11 protein-coding genes and 1 pseudogene are annotated in these 16,024 nt (G+C 65.5%); 4 read left to right on the top strand and 8 right to left on the bottom strand.

The features are described 5' to 3' along the window. Positions 1 to 122 precede the first annotated feature (122 nt). From fdhF to K3F48_RS07925, 4 genes are all read right to left on the bottom strand, one after another. On the bottom strand, positions 123 to 2,993 hold the full coding sequence (gene fdhF, locus K3F48_RS07910; RefSeq protein WP_222574875.1) for a formate dehydrogenase subunit alpha: 2,871 nt from the start codon (positions 2,991 to 2,993) through the stop codon (positions 123 to 125). Positions 2,994 to 3,005: 12 nt separating this feature from the next. Further along, positions 3,006 to 4,559, bottom strand: coding sequence for an NADH-quinone oxidoreductase subunit NuoF (locus K3F48_RS07915; protein WP_222574876.1), 1,554 nt, complete (start codon positions 4,557 to 4,559; stop codon positions 3,006 to 3,008). Beyond that, positions 4,556 to 5,032, bottom strand: a complete 477-nt coding sequence (locus tag K3F48_RS07920) for a formate dehydrogenase subunit gamma (protein ID WP_222574877.1) — start codon at positions 5,030 to 5,032, stop codon at positions 4,556 to 4,558. The genes K3F48_RS07915 and K3F48_RS07920 overlap by 4 nt, the downstream gene beginning before the upstream one ends. A 126-nt stretch (positions 5,033 to 5,158) precedes the next feature. Beyond that, positions 5,159 to 6,061, bottom strand: coding sequence for a LysR family transcriptional regulator (locus K3F48_RS07925; protein ID WP_222574878.1), 903 nt, complete (start codon positions 6,059 to 6,061; stop codon positions 5,159 to 5,161). A gap of 143 nt (positions 6,062 to 6,204) precedes the next feature. Between K3F48_RS07925 and K3F48_RS07930 the strand changes: the two genes are divergently transcribed. From K3F48_RS07930 to K3F48_RS07945, 4 genes and pseudogenes are all read left to right on the top strand, one after another. Continuing rightward, positions 6,205 to 6,657: a DUF29 domain-containing protein gene (locus K3F48_RS07930; protein ID WP_222574879.1), complete on the top strand. Its 453-nt coding sequence runs from the start codon at positions 6,205 to 6,207 to the stop codon at positions 6,655 to 6,657. Between the two features lie 72 nt (positions 6,658 to 6,729). After that, positions 6,730 to 7,158, top strand: a pseudogene (locus K3F48_RS07935) (DUF29 domain-containing protein). 121 nt (positions 7,159 to 7,279) lie between these two features. Beyond that, a complete protein-coding gene (proS, locus tag K3F48_RS07940; RefSeq protein WP_222574880.1) occupies positions 7,280 to 8,824 on the top strand; it encodes a proline--tRNA ligase in 1,545 nt (514 codons plus the stop codon). Between the two features lie 239 nt (positions 8,825 to 9,063). Continuing rightward, positions 9,064 to 9,444, top strand: a complete 381-nt coding sequence (locus K3F48_RS07945; protein WP_222574881.1) for a hypothetical protein — start codon at positions 9,064 to 9,066, stop codon at positions 9,442 to 9,444. 10 nt (positions 9,445 to 9,454) lie between these two features. Here the strand turns inward: K3F48_RS07945 and K3F48_RS07950 are convergent, their stop codons facing one another. From K3F48_RS07950 to K3F48_RS07965, 4 genes are all read right to left on the bottom strand, one after another. Further along, the gene (locus tag K3F48_RS07950) at positions 9,455 to 10,678 is read right to left on the bottom strand and encodes a dicarboxylate/amino acid:cation symporter (protein WP_222574882.1); all 1,224 of its coding nucleotides are present in this window, start codon (positions 10,676 to 10,678) and stop codon (positions 9,455 to 9,457) included. 61 nt (positions 10,679 to 10,739) lie between these two features. After that, positions 10,740 to 14,261, bottom strand: coding sequence for a transcription-repair coupling factor (mfd, locus tag K3F48_RS07955; RefSeq protein ID WP_222574883.1), 3,522 nt, complete (start codon positions 14,259 to 14,261; stop codon positions 10,740 to 10,742). Beyond that, positions 14,258 to 14,551 (bottom strand): succinate dehydrogenase assembly factor 2, encoded by a 294-nt coding sequence (locus K3F48_RS07960; protein ID WP_222574884.1) that lies wholly within the window; start codon positions 14,549 to 14,551, stop codon positions 14,258 to 14,260. The genes mfd and K3F48_RS07960 overlap by 4 nt, the downstream gene beginning before the upstream one ends. 275 nt (positions 14,552 to 14,826) lie before the next feature. Next, positions 14,827 to 15,639: an alpha/beta fold hydrolase gene (locus K3F48_RS07965; RefSeq protein WP_222574885.1), complete on the bottom strand. Its 813-nt coding sequence runs from the start codon at positions 15,637 to 15,639 to the stop codon at positions 14,827 to 14,829. Positions 15,640 to 16,024: the final 385 nt, after the last annotated feature.

The following is a 16,024-nucleotide window of genomic DNA, read 5'->3' on the forward strand; positions in this document are numbered from 1 at the left end:
CGTCAGACGTGGACATCATTGAACAAAGCGCAATATTTGCCGGCGCCCTCATCCGACCCTCGCTGATGCGAGGGCCACCTTCTCCCGCCATGCGGGAGAAGGAGGGCACCCGGCGACTCGCCTTACTCCGCCGCGACGCGACGCGCGTTCTCGGCCATCTCGCGATATTGCTCCTGCCATTCGGTCGGGCCGTTGGAGGGCGAGATCTGCACCGCCGTCACCTTATATTCGGGGCAATTGGTCGCCCAATCCGAATTATCGGTGGTGACCACATTCGCCTGCGACAGCGGGTGATGGAAGGTGGTGTAGACGACGCCCGGCGCCACGCGGTCGGTGACCTTGGCGTGCAGCGTGATCTCGCCGGCGCGGCTGGCGATGCGCACCCAATCTCCATCGCGCACGCCGCGCAGCTCGGCGTCATGCGGATGAATCTCGAGCACATCCTCCTCGTGCCAGCGGCTGTTCTCGGTGCGGCGCGTCTGCGCGCCGACATTATACTGGGACAGGATGCGGCCCGTCGTCAGCAGCAGCGGGAAGCGCGGTCCGGTCTTCTCGTCGGTCGGGACATATTCGGTGATGACGAACTTGCCCTTGCCGCGCGTGAAGCCCTCGATATGCATGATCGGCATGCCTTCCGGCGCGGCGTCATTGCACGGCCACTGAACCGAGCCGTCTTTTTCGAGCTTCTCATAGGAGACGTTCTTGAAGGTCGGCGTCAGCCGCGCGATCTCATCCATGATCTCGCTGGGATGCGTATAATTCCAGTCGAGGCCGAAGGCTTTGGCGAGCATTTGGGTGATTTCCCAATCGCCATAGCCGTTCTTCGGGCTCATCACCTTACGGATGCGCTGGATGCGGCGCTCGGCGTTGGTGAAGGTCCCGTCCTTCTCGAGGAAGCTCGCGCCCGGCAGGAACACATGGGCGTAGTTCGCCGTCTCGTTCAGGAAGAGGTCCTGCACGATCACGCAGTCCATCGCCTCGAGCGCCCGCGACACATGCTTGGTGTCCGGATCGGACTGGAGAATGTCCTCGCCCTGGCAATAGAGGCCGCGGAACTCGCCCGCGATCGCCGCGTCGAACATGTTGGGGATGCGCAGGCCCGGCTCATTGTCGAGCGTGACGCCCCAAGCCTGCTCGAAGGCCTCGCGCACGGCGTCGTTGGAGACATGGCGATAACCCGGCAGCTCGTGCGGGAACGAGCCCATGTCGCAGGAGCCCTGCACATTGTTCTGTCCGCGCAGCGGGTTCACGCCGACGCCGCGGCGGCCGAGATTGCCGGTCGCCATGGCGAGATTGGCGATGGCCATGACCGTCGTCGAGCCCTGGCTATGCTCGGTGACGCCGAGGCCGTAGTAGATCGCCGCGCGGCCGCCGGTGGCGTAGAGACGCGCCGCGGCGCGAATGTCTTCTGCCGGAACGCCCGAGAGCTTCTCGACCTCTTCGGGGCTGTTGCGATCGTCGGAGACGAAGGCCGCCCAATCCTGGAACTCGTCCCAATCGCAGCGCTCGCGCACGAAGGCTTCGTTGACGAGGCCTTCCTTCACGATCACATGCGCGAGCGAGGTGACGATCGCGACATTCGTGCCGGGCTTCAGCGCCAGATGGTGATTCGCCTCGATATGGGGCGAGCGCACCAGATCAATGCGGCGCGGATCGACGACGATCAGCTTCGCGCCTTCGCGCAGGCGCTTCTTCATGCGCGAGCCGAACACCGGATGCGCGTCGGTCGGATTGGCGCCGATGACGAGAATGACGTCGCTGTCGTCGACCGAGTCGAAGTCCTGCGTGCCGGCCGAGGTGCCGAAGGCCTGATTGAGGCCATAGCCGGTCGGAGAATGGCAGACGCGCGCGCATGTGTCGGTGTTGTTGTTGCCGAAGCCGGCGCGGGTCAGCTTCTGAACGAGATAGGTCTCCTCGTTCGAGCAACGCGAGGAGGTGATGACGCCGACCGAGCGCTTGCCATGCGTCTCGATGATCTTCTTGAAACGGTCGGCGGCGAAGGCGATCGCCTCTTCCCAGGAGACGACGCGCCAGGGGTCGGTCGCCTTGTCGCGGATCATCGGCGTCGTCACGCGCTCCTTGTGCAGCGCGTAGCCGTAAGCGAAGCGGCCCTTGATGCAGCTGTGGCCGTGATTGGCCTTACCGTCCTTCCAGGGAACCATGCGGACGATTTCCTCGCCGCGCATTTCCGCCTTGAAGGTGCAGCCGACGCCGCAATAGGCGCAGGTCGTGACTTCCGAATGCTCCGGTTGGCCGATGGCGATCACCGACTTCTCGGTGAGCGTTGCGGTCGGGCAGGCCTGCACGCAGGCGCCGCAGGAGACGCATTCCGATTCCATGAAGGCTTCGGCCATGCCGGGAGAGACGCGGCTGTCGAAGCCGCGGCCGTCGATCGTCAGCGCGAAAGTGCCTTGCGTCTCCTCGCAGGCGCGCACGCAACGATTGCAGACGATACATTTCGATGGATCATAGGTGAAGTAGGGGTTCGACTCGTCCTTCGGCATCCATTCGAAATTGGCCGCGCCGTCCTTGCGGCTGCGCGCGAACACATGGTTCGCGCCGTCATAGCCATAGCGCACGTCGCGCAGGCCGACCGCGCCGGCCATGGTCTGCAGCTCGCAATCGCCATTGGCGGCGCAGGTCAGGCAGTCGAGCGGATGGTCGGAGATATAGAGCTCCATCACGCCGCGGCGGATCGCCTTGAGGCGCGGCGTCTGCGTATGGACGCTCATGCCCGGCAGCACTGGCGTGGTGCAGGAGGCCGGCGTGCCGTAACGGCCGTCGATCTCGACGACGCAGAGGCGGCAGGAGCCGAAAGCCTTGAGGCTGTCGGTGGCGCAGAGCTTCGGAATCTCGGTCCCGACCTCCATCGCCGCACGCATGATGGACGTGCCCTCGGGCACGGTGACCGATACGCCGTCGATGGTCAGAGTGACTTCTTTTTCCGACTTCGAGGCAGGCGTGCCGTAATCGGTTTCTTTGACGAGGCTCATGGCTCTTGCTCCTCACTCGGCGGCGGCGGGAAGCGTCGCTTTGCGGAAATCTTCCGGATAATGACGAAGAGCGCTCTCGACAGGATAGGGCGCAAAACCTCCGAGCGCGCAGAGGGACCCGAATTTCATCGTGTGGCAGAGATCGGACAGAAGCTCGATATTGGCTTCCACATCGACGCCTTCGACGATTCTGTCGATCGTCTCGACGCCGCGCGTGGAGCCGATGCGGCAGGGCGTGCATTTGCCGCAGCTCTCGATCGCGCAGAACTCCATGCCGAAGCGCGCCATCTGCGCCATGTCGACGGTGTCGTCGAACACGACGAGGCCGCCATGGCCGATCAGGCTGTCATGCTTCTGGAACGCCTCATAATCGAAGGGCGTGTCGAACAGAGACGGCGGCACATAGGCGCCGAGCGGGCCGCCGCATTGCACGGCGCGCACGGGACGGCCCGAGAGCGCGCCGCCGCCGATTTCATTGACGATCTCGCCGAGCGTGAGGCCGAAGGGCGTCTCATAGAGGCCGCCATATTTCACATTGCCGGCGATCTGCAGCGGCATGGTGCCGCGCGACCGGCCGACGCCTAGGGAAGCATAATATTCGCCGCCCTTGGCGAGAATGGCGGGCGCGGTGGCCAGCGTCAGCACATTGTTGACGACGGTCGGCCGGCCCATGAAGCCGACATGCGCCGGCAGCGGCGGCTTGGCGCGCACGATGCCGCGCTTGCCCTCGAGGCTCTCGAGCAGCGAGGTCTCCTCGCCGCACACATAGGCGCCGGCGCCGATGCGCAGCTCGATGTCGAAAGCAAAGCCGGAGCCCCGCACATTCGGACCGAGCCAGCCGGCCTTGCGCGCCGCCTCCAGCGCCTCGGTCAGCACTTCGGCGCATTGCGGATATTCCGCGCGCAGATAAATGAAGCCCTTGCTCGCGCCGATGGCGTAGCCGCAAATGGTCATGCCCTCGATGAGGACGAAGGGATCGCCCTCCATCACCATGCGATCGGCGAAAGTGCCCGAATCGCCCTCGTCGGCATTGGTGACGACATAGCGACGGTCGGCCGGAGCGTCGGCGACCGTCTTCCATTTGATGCCGGCCGGGAAGCCCGCGCCGCCACGGCCGCGCAGGCCCGACTTCGTCACTTCCTCGATCACCTTGGCCGGACCGATCTCGAAGGCCTTGGCGAGGCCCGCGCCGCCGCCATGGGCGACATAATCATCGAGATTCACCGGATCGATCACGCCGACGCGCTCGAAGGTGACGCGCGTCTGCTTGGCCCAATAGGGATGCTCCTCGACCTTGCCGATCGAGAGCGGATGCGCCCCGCCCTTCAGAAAGCCGGCGTCGAACAGCGAGGGCACGTCGGAGGGCTTCACATTGCCGTAGCCGATGCGCCCCGCGGGCGTCTCGACCTCGACCAGCGGCTCCAGCCACAGCAGGCCGCGCGAGCCATTGCGCACGATCTGAATGGTCTCGCCGCGCGCGGCGGCCTCTTTCTCGATCGCGGCGAGAACGCGCTTGGCGCCGACCGCCAGCGCGGCCATATCGCGGGGAACATAGATCTTTGTCATGAGTTGCGCGCCTCCGCCGCCAGCTCGTCCAGCATTTCGGCGTCGACGCGGCCGATCGGCTCATTGTCGTAGAGCGCGCCGGGGCTGTGGGCGCAGAGACCGAGGCAATAGACCGCCTCGACTGTCAGCGAGCCGTCATTGACGGTCCCGCCCCATTCGAGCTTCAAGCGCTCGAGGAAATCCTTCGCGATCTTCTCGGAGCCCATGGACTGGCAGGACTCGGCCCGGCACAGCTTCAGCACATGCCGCCCGGCCGGCGCGCGGCGGAAGTCGTGGTAGAAGCTGACGACGCCATGCATCTCGGCCCGGGAGATGTTCAGCGACTGCGCGATCTGCGGCACCGCCGCCTCGGGCACATAGCCGAATTCTTCCTGAATGGCATGCAGGATGGGCAGGGCAGGACCCTCGAGCCCGAGATGGGCGTCGATGATCTCCTGCGCCCGCGCCTCGTTCCATGGAACAGCGCCAGACATTTCTTCCCCATTCTTATAGAGCGGATTCGGACGGCCGTCGTCCGCCCATTTTAGGTAATTGCCGTAACAGTGCAGCAAAACCCGCGTTCGATCAATAAGCTGGAATCGTTACACCATAGGCGGACCCTATAAATCCGCAGGCGACGGATTCCGCGCGAGTTTCTTCGCTTCCAGCACGAGCGCGGCCACTTGCGGGATGGTCGGCTCGCGGTGCGGAACCACCAATCCGATCTCGTGAACGGCCTCGGGCTCGACAATGGGGATAGAGCGCAAAGGGGCGGTGACGCGCAGGGAGTCGGCCAGCTTTTCGGGTAGGATGGTGGCCCATCTCCCGGTCTTCACATGGGCAAAGAGCACGATCACCGAATTGGACTCGAGGGCGGGCTCGGGCTCGCCGCCGGCGTCGCGGATCAGCCGCTCGACGATGCGGCGGTTCTGCATGTCCGGCGTCAGCAGGCAGAGCGGAATGCGGCCGACGTCGGCCCAGGTGACCTTGTCGCGATTGCCGAGCGGATTATCCGCAGCGGTCAGCAGCCGGTAGCGCTCGGAGAACAGCGGCACGGTGCGGACGCGGCCGAGCGGCTCATTGTCGAGATAGGTGAGGCCGGCGTCGATCTCGAGATTGTCGAGCATCGACAGAATATCAGTCGAGGAGCTGGTGAGGATGGTGAAGCGCACATTCGGGTGCTTCTCGCGAAATGGCGTCGTCAGCGCCGGCACCATTGTGAGCGCGGTCGGGATGGCGGCGATCTTCAGCTGGCCGCCGAGCCCCTCCTTCAGCGCGCGCACCTCCTGCCGCATGGCGCGTGCATCAGCGACGATGCGCTTGGCCCATTCCAGCACCCGCTCGCCCTCGGCGGTGAGGCCGTGGAAGCGCGAGGAGCGGTTGACCAGCAGCACGCCGAGACTGTCCTCGAGCTGCTTGACGCCGGCCGAGAGCGTCGGCTGGGTGACCCCGCACAATTCCGCCGCGCGGGAGAAGCTGCGCTCCTTGGCGACGGTGATGAAGAATTCCAGCTTGTCGATCACGTCGCGCCCGGCTCCCTTCGCGCCCTCGAAGGACCGAATGGGGACGCTTCGCGGAACTATATACCTAAAGCCTCCGCCCCGCGAATTCGTCGCACGAACGGGGGATTTCGTCTATTATGGCGCAGCAGCGAAGGAACCCCGCCATGCCCCAGAGCCCCCTCTATGAGACGGACTTCTACGCCTGGGCGAAGGAACAGGCATCCCTGCTGCGCGCCGGCAAGCTCACGGCCGCCGACATAGAGAACATCGCCGAGGAGATCGACAGCATGGGCCGCAGCGAGAAGCGCGAGCTGATCAGCCGGCTGACCGTGCTGCTGCTCCACCTGCTGAAGTGGCGATTTCAGCCGGACAGGCGGAGTTCGAGCTGGGAGGCGTCGATCAGCGTGCAACGCAATCGACTGGCGCGCCACCTCGAGGATAATCCGAGCTTGAAGTCGCAAATTCCGAAAGCTTTCGTCGACGCCTATCGAGACGCCATTCTCGAGGCGGTCGCCGAGACCAATCTGCCGCGATCGATCTTTCCGCCCGAGTGCCCATGGTCGTTCGAGGAAGCGACGACCGCTGATTTCTGGCCGGACGACGTCGATCGTCCCTGATTGCTCGGGATGATATATGCCGCAGCCGTCAGGGCTCGTGAACAGGCCCCCCGCCCGAGGGAGTTCCGAACAATGCCTCAGAGCCCGCTCTACGAGACCGATTTCTACGCCTGGGCGCAGGAGCAGGCGGCGCTGCTGCGCGCCGGCGCGCTCCAGGCCGCCGATATCGAGAATATCGCCGAGGAGATCGAGAGCATGGGCCGCAGCGAGAAGCGGGAGCTGACGAGCCGGCTGGCGATCTTGCTCGCGCATCTGCTGAAGTGACGCTTTCAGCCCGGGCTTCGCGGCAATAGCTGGCGGCTCAGCATTCGCGAGCAGAGGCTGCGCCTGAAGCGTCATCTCGAGGACAACGCCAGCCTGAAAGTGCTGCTGGACGCAGCAATGCTCGACGGCTACGAGCTGGCGGTCATCGGGGCGCAACGGGAGACGGGCTTCGGGGACGAAGTCCTCCCGGGCGTTTGTTCCTGGACTTTCGAGGAGATCATGGCGGCGGACTTCTAGCCTGACGACACGGTGGGATCGTGATCCGACGCGGCCCCTGAAAGCCTTCGCGTCCCTCGCCATCACGGCTCCCTTGGGCTATCTCTCCCCTCGGCCCAGAATCACATCCCCGAAGGCAAAGATGAAACGCGCCCTGTCGGTCACGAGAGACGAAAACTTCGCCCAATGGTATCAGGCCGTCGTCGCCGAGGCCGATCTCGCCGAGACCAGCCCGGTGCGCGGCTGCATGATCATAAAACCCTGGGGCTATGGCGTCTGGGAGCTGATTCAGGCGGCGCTCGACCGGCGCATCAAGGAGACCGGGCACGAGAACTGCTATTTCCCACTGTTCATCCCGATGAGCTTCATCGCTCAGGAGGCGAGCCATGTCGAAGGCTTCGCCAAGGAGATGGCGGTCGTCACCCATCACCGGCTGAAATCGGTGGACGGCAAGCTCGTCGTCGATCCCGACTCCAAGCTCGAGGAGCCGCTGATCGTGCGGCCGACCTCGGAGACCATCATCGGCGACGCCTTCCGCCGCTGGGTCTCCTCGCATCGCGACCTGCCGGTGCTGATCAACCAATGGGCCAATGTGGTGCGCTGGGAGATGCGCACGCGGCTGTTCCTGCGCACCAGCGAGTTCCTCTGGCAGGAGGGCCACACCGCCCATGCCGACGAGGCCGACGCGCGCGAGGAGACGCGCAAGATGCTCGAGGTCTATCGCCAGATCGTCGAGGATGTGCTGGCCGTGCCCGTCATCGCCGGCGAGAAGCCGGAAAACGAGCGTTTTCCGGGAGCCGTGAACACTTATTCCATCGAGGCCATGATGCAGGACGGCAAGGCGCTGCAGGCCGGCACCTCGCATTATCTCGGCACGAACTTCGCCCATGCGCAGAACATCCGCTTCCAGGGCGCGAGCGGCGAGCTCGAATATTGCCACACGACGAGCTGGGGCGTCTCGACGCGGCTCGTCGGCGGCGTGATCATGACCCATGGCGACGACGACGGGCTGCGCCTGCCGCCGGCCATCGCGCCCAAGCAGATCGTCGTCGTGCCCATGCTGCGCGAGAAGCCGGAGGACGCCGAGGTCCTCGCCTATTGCGAGGCGCTGAAGGCGGATCTCGACGATCTCGTCGCGCTGAAGGCGCCTTTGCGCGCCCATGTCGACAAGAAGCCGGTCCGCGCCGCCAATAAGCGTTGGGACTGGGCGCGGCGCGGCGCGCCGATCATTCTGGAGATCGGCCCGCGCGACGCGTCGAGCGGCATGGTGACGATGATCCGCCGGGACAAGCTCCGCGACGGCGACAAGATCGTTTCAGTCGGAATGCCGCGCGCGGAATTCCTCGGGCAGGCGCCTGCGCTGCTCGCCGAGATTCAGCTCAATTTGTTCGCGGAGGCGAAGGCGCGGCTCGACGCCAATATCCGCGCCGATCTGACGAGCTTCGACGCCATCGCCGAATATTTCGGCAAGGCGGCCGAGGACGACGAGGCCGCGGCCTTCAAGGGCTGGGTGCGCGCGCCCTGGGCGCGGCCGACCGGCGCCGAGCTGGAGGAGGTCGAGACGCGGCTGAAGGCGCTGAAGCTGACCTTGCGCAATATCCCGCTGGCCCAGGGCCCGGCGAGCGGAACCTGCGTCTTCACCGGCCGTCCGGCGGTGGAGGAGATTTTGATCGCCCGCGCCTATTGAGGCGCTGGCGGTGTGATTCAGCCGATTGACAGGGGAAAGTGCGAGCCTGAAGGCTCGCGGTCCAAGCGCGGCCCATGGACCGCGAGCCTTCAGGCTCGCTCTCGACGTCCATCAAATTCGATGAAGCAGACCACTTGGTCCGGGGCGCGGACGAAGCCGAAGCTCGGCGTATTGACCCCGCCGCCCGATCCGCTATCATTGCAATAGCTTATTGATCGGCTTGTGTTTCGAGGCCCCCTATGTTCAAGGCGCTTTTTCTTGCGGCAATTCTGGCGGCGGCAGCCGGGCCGGCCAGCGCCCAATCCATCTTCGACGGCTTCGGCGAGCCGGAAGACCCTGCCGAGGCCGAGACGTATCGATGGAAGCACGCGATCGTTCGTCAGATGAGAGACCATACGCCGCGCCTCAATCTCGGACATGGGCGGGCCGTTGTGAACTTCTGCGTGGACGGTGCCGGACGTATCGTCAAGGGGAAGGTCGATAAATATTCGGGCGACGCGCAGGCGCTCATCGCCGCGAGCGTCGTCTCCTCACTGAAGCTGCCGCCGCCGCCGCCCGCCTTCAAAGCCAAGCTCCGGGGGGACTGCTACTGGTTCCAAGTGAGTTTCTGGTTTCAATGAGCGCCCGCTCTCACCCCTCCCGCACCTTCCCATCCAACAAACAGCTCACCGTCACATCGCCCATCACATTGATCGCCGTGCGGCAGCGGTCGAGCAGCCAGTCGATCGTCAGCAGCAGCGCGATGTAATCGGTCGGCAAAGCCACGGCGCGGAACACCATGGTCATGGTCACAAGGCCGGCTTCCGGAATGCCGGCCGCGCCCACCGAGGCGAGCACCGAGGTCAGCACCACCATGAATTGCTGGCCGAGCGTCAAATCCAGCCCCAGCAATTGCGCGACGAACAGGGCCGACATCGCCTCATAGAGCGCCGTGCCGTCATTGTTGAAATTGGAGCCGACCAGCGCGCCCATGCTCGCCGATTGCTCGCGCAGCCCGACCTTATCGCGCAGGAGCTCATAGGTGAGCGGCATGGTCGCGGTGGAGCTGCCGGTGGAAAAGGCCATCAGCAGCGCGTCGCGGACGCCGGCGACGACATCGAGCGGCCGCGCCCATGAGCCGAGACGGATACGCAGCGCGTAATAGAGAAATTGCAGCGCCAGCGCCGTCAGCACGGCGATGAAGAAGCCGCCGAGCGCGATGAAGTCGCCGAAACCCTTGACGCCGACGATGCTGGCGACGAGCCCGAAGACGGCGATCGGCACGACGTCGATGATCCAATGCAGAATGACGATGAGGCTCGAAAGCGCCACATGCACGAGGTCCTCGACCGTGCGCACCTCATGCGTCTTGAAGCCACGCAGCGCGATGCCGAAGGCGACGGCGATGAAGATGACGCCCATCACCGCGCCATTGTCCGAGAACGGCCCGACGAGGCTCCTCGGCACGCTGTCGAGCAATTGCGAGAGCGGATCGAAGGCGGCGGCGGCTTTTGCCGGCGCGGCGCCGGGCGCGGCGGTCGTCCAGCGGCCGGGCCGCAGCACATTGACGACGGCGAGGCCGATGAGAATGGCGACCAGCGTATTGGTGAGCAGCAGGGTGACGAGGCGCAGCGCCTGCCGTCCGCCCAAATGCGCGCGCATGAGGGCCTGCACGATGGCGAGCAGGATCAGCGGCGGCGCCACAGCGCCGAGCAGGCGCAGCACCAGCTTGGCGGGCGTCTCGAGCACGTGCGCCTGCGCGCCGAGCGCAAGGCCCGTCGCGACGCCGAGAGCGACAGCGACGATGATGCGGATGTAGAGCGGGGTCGCGCGCCAGCGTGCGACGAGGCTTTTCGAGTCGTTCGGCGAATGCAAGTGACGTCCTCCGCAAGGGTCGGCGCAGAATGCGAGCCTTCAGGCTCGCATTTTCGAGAGGTCACGCCGCCTTCTTTTTCTCCGCGATCGACACCAGATTGCGCAGGATGCGGCGCGCGCCGTCGAGCCGCCCCTTCATATCGGCGAAGTCGCGGATGAAGACGATTCTCATATCGGGCCGCACCTTCGCTTGGCTGCCCTGCTCCATCACATAGCGGGCGAGGCCGGCGGGATCGGCGAAATTGCCGTCGCGGAAGGCGATGATGACGCCCTTCGGCCCCGCCTCCACCTTCTCCACATGGGCTCTGCGGCACAGCGCCTTGATGGCGACGATCTTCAAGAGCAGCTCCACCTCCGGCGGGAAGGCGCCGAAGCGGTCGATCAATTCTGCAGCGAAGGATTCGATGTCCTGATCCGTCTCCAGCGTGGAGAGGCGGCGATAGAGCTGCAAGCGCAAGGTGAGGTCGGGGACGTAATCCTCCGGGATCGTCACCGGCGCGCCGATGGCGATGGTCGGCGACCACGCCTCCTCCTGCGGCTCGTCGATGCCCGCCTTCAGCAGCGTGATCGCATCGCCCAGCATCTGCTGATAGAGTTCATAGCCGACCTCCTTGATATGGCCCGACTGCTCGTCGCCGAGCAGATTGCCGGCGCCGCGAATGTCGAGGTCGTGGCTCGCGAGCTGGAAGCCGGCGCCCAGCGTGTCGAGGCTCTGCAGCACCTCGAGCCGCTTTTGCGCCTGCGGCGTGATGGTCTTATTGGCGGGCGTGGTGAACAGCGCATAGGCGCGCGTCTTGGAGCGGCCGACGCGGCCACGCAGCTGATAGAGCTGCGCGAGGCCGAACATATCGGCGCGCCAGACGATCAAAGTGTTGGCGGTCGGAATGTCGAGGCCGGATTCGACGATCGTCGTCGAGAGCAGAATGTCATATTTGCCTTCGTAGAAGGCGGTCATGCGCTCCTCGAGATCGCCGGCCGCCATCTGGCCATGCGCCATGACGAATTTCGCCTCCGGCACATTTTCGCGCAGGAAGGCGGCGGCGTCCTCGAGGTCTTCTATGCGCGGACAGACGAAGAAGGCCTGGCCGCCGCGATAGCGCTCGCGCAGCAGCGCCTCGCGCACGATCAACGGATCGAAGGGCGATACGAAGCTGCGCACGGCGAGGCGGTCGACCGGCGCCGTGGCGATGAGCGAGAGCTCGCGCACGCCGGTCATGGCGAGCTGCAAGGTGCGCGGGATCGGCGTCGCCGACAGCGTCAGCACATGCACCTCGGCGCGCAGCTCCTTCAGGCGCTCCTTGTGGCCGACGCCGAAATGCTGCTCCTCGTCGATGATGACGAGGCCGAGATCCTTGAACGAGATCGCCTTGCCGAGCACGGCATGGGTGCCGACGACGATGTCCATCGTTCCGTCGGCGAGGCCGCTCTTGGCGAGCCGCGCGTCGGAGGCATGCGTCATGCGCGACAATTGCGCGATGCGGATCGGCAGGCCGGCGAAGCGCGTCGAGAAGGTCTTGTAGTGCTGGCGCGCGAGCAGCGTGGTCGGCACGACGACGGCGACCTGCCGTCCGTTGATCGCCGCGCAGAAGGCGGCGCGCAGCGCCACCTCGGTCTTGCCGAAGCCGACATCGCCGCAGACGAGCCGATCCATGGGACGGCCGGAGCTGAGATCGTCGAGCACGGCGTCGATCGCTCCGGCCTGATCCTCGGTCTCGTCATAGGGGAAACGCGCGCAGAATTCGTCGTACAGCCCTTCGGGCGGAACCAGCTTCACCGCCTGACGCAGCATGCGCTGGGCCGCGATCGCGATGAGGCCCTTGGCCATCTCGCGAATGCGGTTCTTCATCCGCGCCTTGCGCGTCTGCCAGCCGACGCCGCCCAATTTGTCGAGCTGCGCCTCCGTGTCCTCGGAGCCGTAGCGCGATAGGAGCTCTATGTTCTCGACCGGCAGATAGAGCTTGTCGCCGCCGGCATAGTGGATCTCGAGGCAGTCGTGCGGCGCGCCGGCGGCGGTGATCGTCTCGAGGCCGATGAAACGGCCGATGCCGTGATCGACATGCACGACGAGATCGCCGGCCGACAGCGCCGCGATCTCGCCGAGCAGATTTTCCGTGTGCTTGGTCTTGCGGCGGCGGCGCACCATGCGGTCGCCGAGAATGTCCTGCTCGCCGATGACGGCGAGGCCGCCGGTCTCGAAGCCGTGCTCGACGCCGAGCACGGCGAGCGCCACCGCGCTCTTGCCCAGCGCCAGCGCCGCCGGCAACGAGGCGACGGTCGCGACGTCGCGCAGCCCGTGCTCGGCGAGCACATGGCCGAGACGCTCGCAGGAGCCGTCCGACCAGCCGGCGACGACCACCGTCTTGCCGGCGCCGCGCAGCGCCTTCACGTGAGCGACGGCGGCCTCGAACACATTGGCCGCTTCGTCATTGCGCTCGGGCGCGAAATCGCGCCCCGCCCGCGCGCCGCAGTCGATCGCCGCCGTTCCGGAGCCCTCCGGCGCGGCGAAGGGCGAGAAGCGCGCCTGGCCCCGCGCCGCGATCTGCCCGCGCCACTCGTCGAGCGAGAGATAGAGCGCCTCGGGCTCCAGCGGCTTGTAGCTCGACTCCGACGGCGCGGCGTCATAAGCGAATTTGCGCGCGTCGTAATAATCGGCGATCTGCGCCGCGCGCTCGCCGGCCGCCTCGTCGACGAGCTGGTCGAGCATCAAGGGAACGGCGCCGACATAATCGAACAACGTGCCCATGCGCGGATAGAACAAGGGCAGCCAATGCTCGGCGCCCTGATAGCGGCGGCCCTCGCTGATCGCCTCATATAGCTGATCGCCGCGCGTCTGTCCGCCGAAGCGCGTCGTGTAGGCCTGGCGGAAGCGACGCATGGACTCGCTCGTCAGCCGCAATTCGCTCATCGGCACGAGATCGAGCGCGCGCAGCTGGCCGACGGTGCGCTGGCTCTCGGGGTCGAAGCTGCGGATCGATTCCAGCGTGTCGCCGAAGAAGTCGAGCCGCACCGGCGTCGGCATTCCCGGCGCATAGAGGTCGAGAATGCCGCCGCGCTGGGCGTATTCGCCGGTCTCGCGCACGGCGGAGGAGCGCAGAAAGCCATTGGCCTCGAGCCAGCGCGCCAGCTCGTCCATCTGCACGACATTGCCGGGCGCGGCGGAGAAAGTGTCGGCGGCGACGGCCTCCAGCGGCGGCACGCGCTGCAACAGGCAGTCGACCGTGACGGTGACGACGCGCGGCCGCTCGGCCGAGGATTTGGAGCGGGCGAGACGCGCGAGCGCGGTCATGCGCCGCGCGGAAACCGCGGCGTTGGGCGAAACGCGATCATAGGGCTGGCAGTCCCAGCCCGGCACGTCGAGCGTCTCGACCTCGGGCGCGGCGAAGCGCAGCGCCTCGCGAAAGGCGGCCGAGCGCAGCGCGTCGCGCGCTACATGGACGAAGACGGCGGCCTTCCCCTCCGCGCCGCGCGCCAGCGCCCGCGCCAGATCGGCGCAGACGAAAGCGTCGAAGCCGTCGGGAACATTGGCGAAGGCGAGCGCGTCGCCGGCCTCGATGCGGGCGATCGCTTTGTTCAGATCGGTCACTCGCGCCCTCGCTCGAACGGCCCGTTCGCGTGGAAAGCCGCAATCTTGTGGAACAACGGCGTGTCATAGCCGGGCGGAACCGGAACCGCGCGCGAAAGCCAGAGATAGACGGCGTCGTCATCGGCGTCGAGCAGCGCCTCGAGCTGGTCGAGCTCGCCGTCGCCGAGCTCGCGCACGCGCGCATCGACGAAGCCGCCCATGATCAAATCCATCTCGCGCATGCCGCGGCGCCAGGCGCGGAAACGGATGCGCCGGCGGCGGATGTCGAGATCGTCGAAGGGCAGGTCCATGGTGGTCAGCGTGGCGTGGCGTAAGAGGCCCGCGGCGTATCCCCGCGGTACATGCGACGAGGCGCCGCACGCCGTTTCCGACGCCGTCGCTCGCGCGCGATGTAGCGCAACCTTGGAGCAAAAGAAAGCGAGACGGTCGCCCGGCAATGGGTGAATTCTGCATCCGGAGCACCGGCTCGCTTCCCACTTCCGGATCGAGTCGACGGCTGGAGCGAATTCTGATCGATCGAACATTCCGTTCGATGGGAAAGCGCTCCGACCTTGTACGGACGGCGTCAAATCGTTCCCGTCGCGCGGTCCTGGCGCACCCGTCGAATCCACTCCGAAATGCGGCGATTCACGTCCGCCGCGTGGGTCGTGTGCAACATATGTCCGGCTCCTGAAATCACCTCGAACGACGCCCCGCCGCCAGCGCCTTGTATGGCCGCAAAAAGCGTATGCGCGTAAGCGACTGGCGTCAGAGCGTCATCCTCGCCGTGCAGGAAGAGCGCAGGCGCACGGATTTTTTCCGCGCCATGCAGGAGCTGCTCGCTCGGCCCTCCGCATGCGGCGTCGGCCATCGAAACGAGGATATGCGGATGCTCCACGACGTCCCGAAGCCGCTGATCTACGAGTTCGCCCGAAAGCGGAGCGGGCTGGTAAATCGGCCGCATGATCCGGGCGAGCAGCCGACGAAACAGCGAAATAAGCCACCGGTGTCGAAGAAGCGCGGCGATGATCGCCAAGCCGCTCGCGACGCCGGGGAAAGCCAGCAGTCGATAGGCCGAGTGAGCCGGTGAGCCGAGTGTTGCTATCAAAGCGACGCCTTCGATCCGAGCGGGATAGCGAGCGGCGACGACCTGTGCGACAGCCGCCCCATGACTGTGACCGACTATAAAAAATGGATCATGCCAACCGAGCCTATCCGCGAGAGCGACGATGCATCGTGCGCTCACGTCCAGCCGAGATTCTCCCGCTCGTCGCAGAATGGGTTTGCTTTTCCCGAATCCGGGCAGGTCGATCGCCACGATCTCATGCTCTTTATCGAGAAGAGGCGCGAGAGCGCTCCAGTCGTCGAGATTTGCAGGGTTGCCGTGCAGTAGGAGCATGCGCGCGCGCTCCGCGCGAGCGTGGCCTCCAATTCTTGCTGCTTGGAGTTCTATATGCTCTCCGTCCATCGAGACATCGACAGCGCTTGCCGACGCGTAAAGCGATCCGCTCCGAGTGAAAGTCTGATGCAAAGCGGCGGCTCCTCCACCTTCGTCGATATGATCTCTGTCTAATTCGCATAAACCATTATGGACGTCGCGGCGGCAACCCGACGGGTGAACGCGAAGTGGCGCCGAAAGAGGAGTTTTCACCTCCCCCTCGAGGCAAAGGGAGTCACATATTTCCAGGAGGCCGTCATGGCCGGGCGTGTCCCACGGCTGTCCGGCACAAAAATTGGTTGTACAAGCGCATGACATTGATTCTAATCCGGTCCTGAGTTTGGCG

Source organism: Methylosinus sp. Sm6 (assembly GCF_019802345.1).
GTDB lineage: Bacteria > Pseudomonadota > Alphaproteobacteria > Rhizobiales > Beijerinckiaceae > Methylosinus.

Bases quoted from the DNA above. Each gene is read 5' to 3' on its own strand.
- fdhF (WP_222574875.1), bottom strand. From the start codon at position 2,993: ATGAGCCTCGTCAAAGAAACCGATTACGGCACGCCTGCCTCGAAGTCG.
- K3F48_RS07915 (WP_222574876.1), bottom strand. From the start codon at position 4,559: ATGACAAAGATCTATGTTCCCCGCGATATGGCCGCGCTGGCGGTCGGC.
- K3F48_RS07920 (WP_222574877.1), bottom strand. From the start codon at position 5,032: ATGTCTGGCGCTGTTCCATGGAACGAGGCGCGGGCGCAGGAGATCATC.
- K3F48_RS07930 (WP_222574879.1), top strand. From the start codon at position 6,205: ATGCCCCAGAGCCCCCTCTATGAGACGGACTTCTACGCCTGGGCGAAG.
- proS (WP_222574880.1), top strand. From the start codon at position 7,280: ATGAAACGCGCCCTGTCGGTCACGAGAGACGAAAACTTCGCCCAATGG.
- K3F48_RS07945 (WP_222574881.1), top strand. From the start codon at position 9,064: ATGTTCAAGGCGCTTTTTCTTGCGGCAATTCTGGCGGCGGCAGCCGGG.
- K3F48_RS07960 (WP_222574884.1), bottom strand. From the start codon at position 14,551: ATGGACCTGCCCTTCGACGATCTCGACATCCGCCGCCGGCGCATCCGT.
- K3F48_RS07965 (WP_222574885.1), bottom strand. From the start codon at position 15,639: ATGCTCCTACTGCACGGCAACCCTGCAAATCTCGACGACTGGAGCGCT.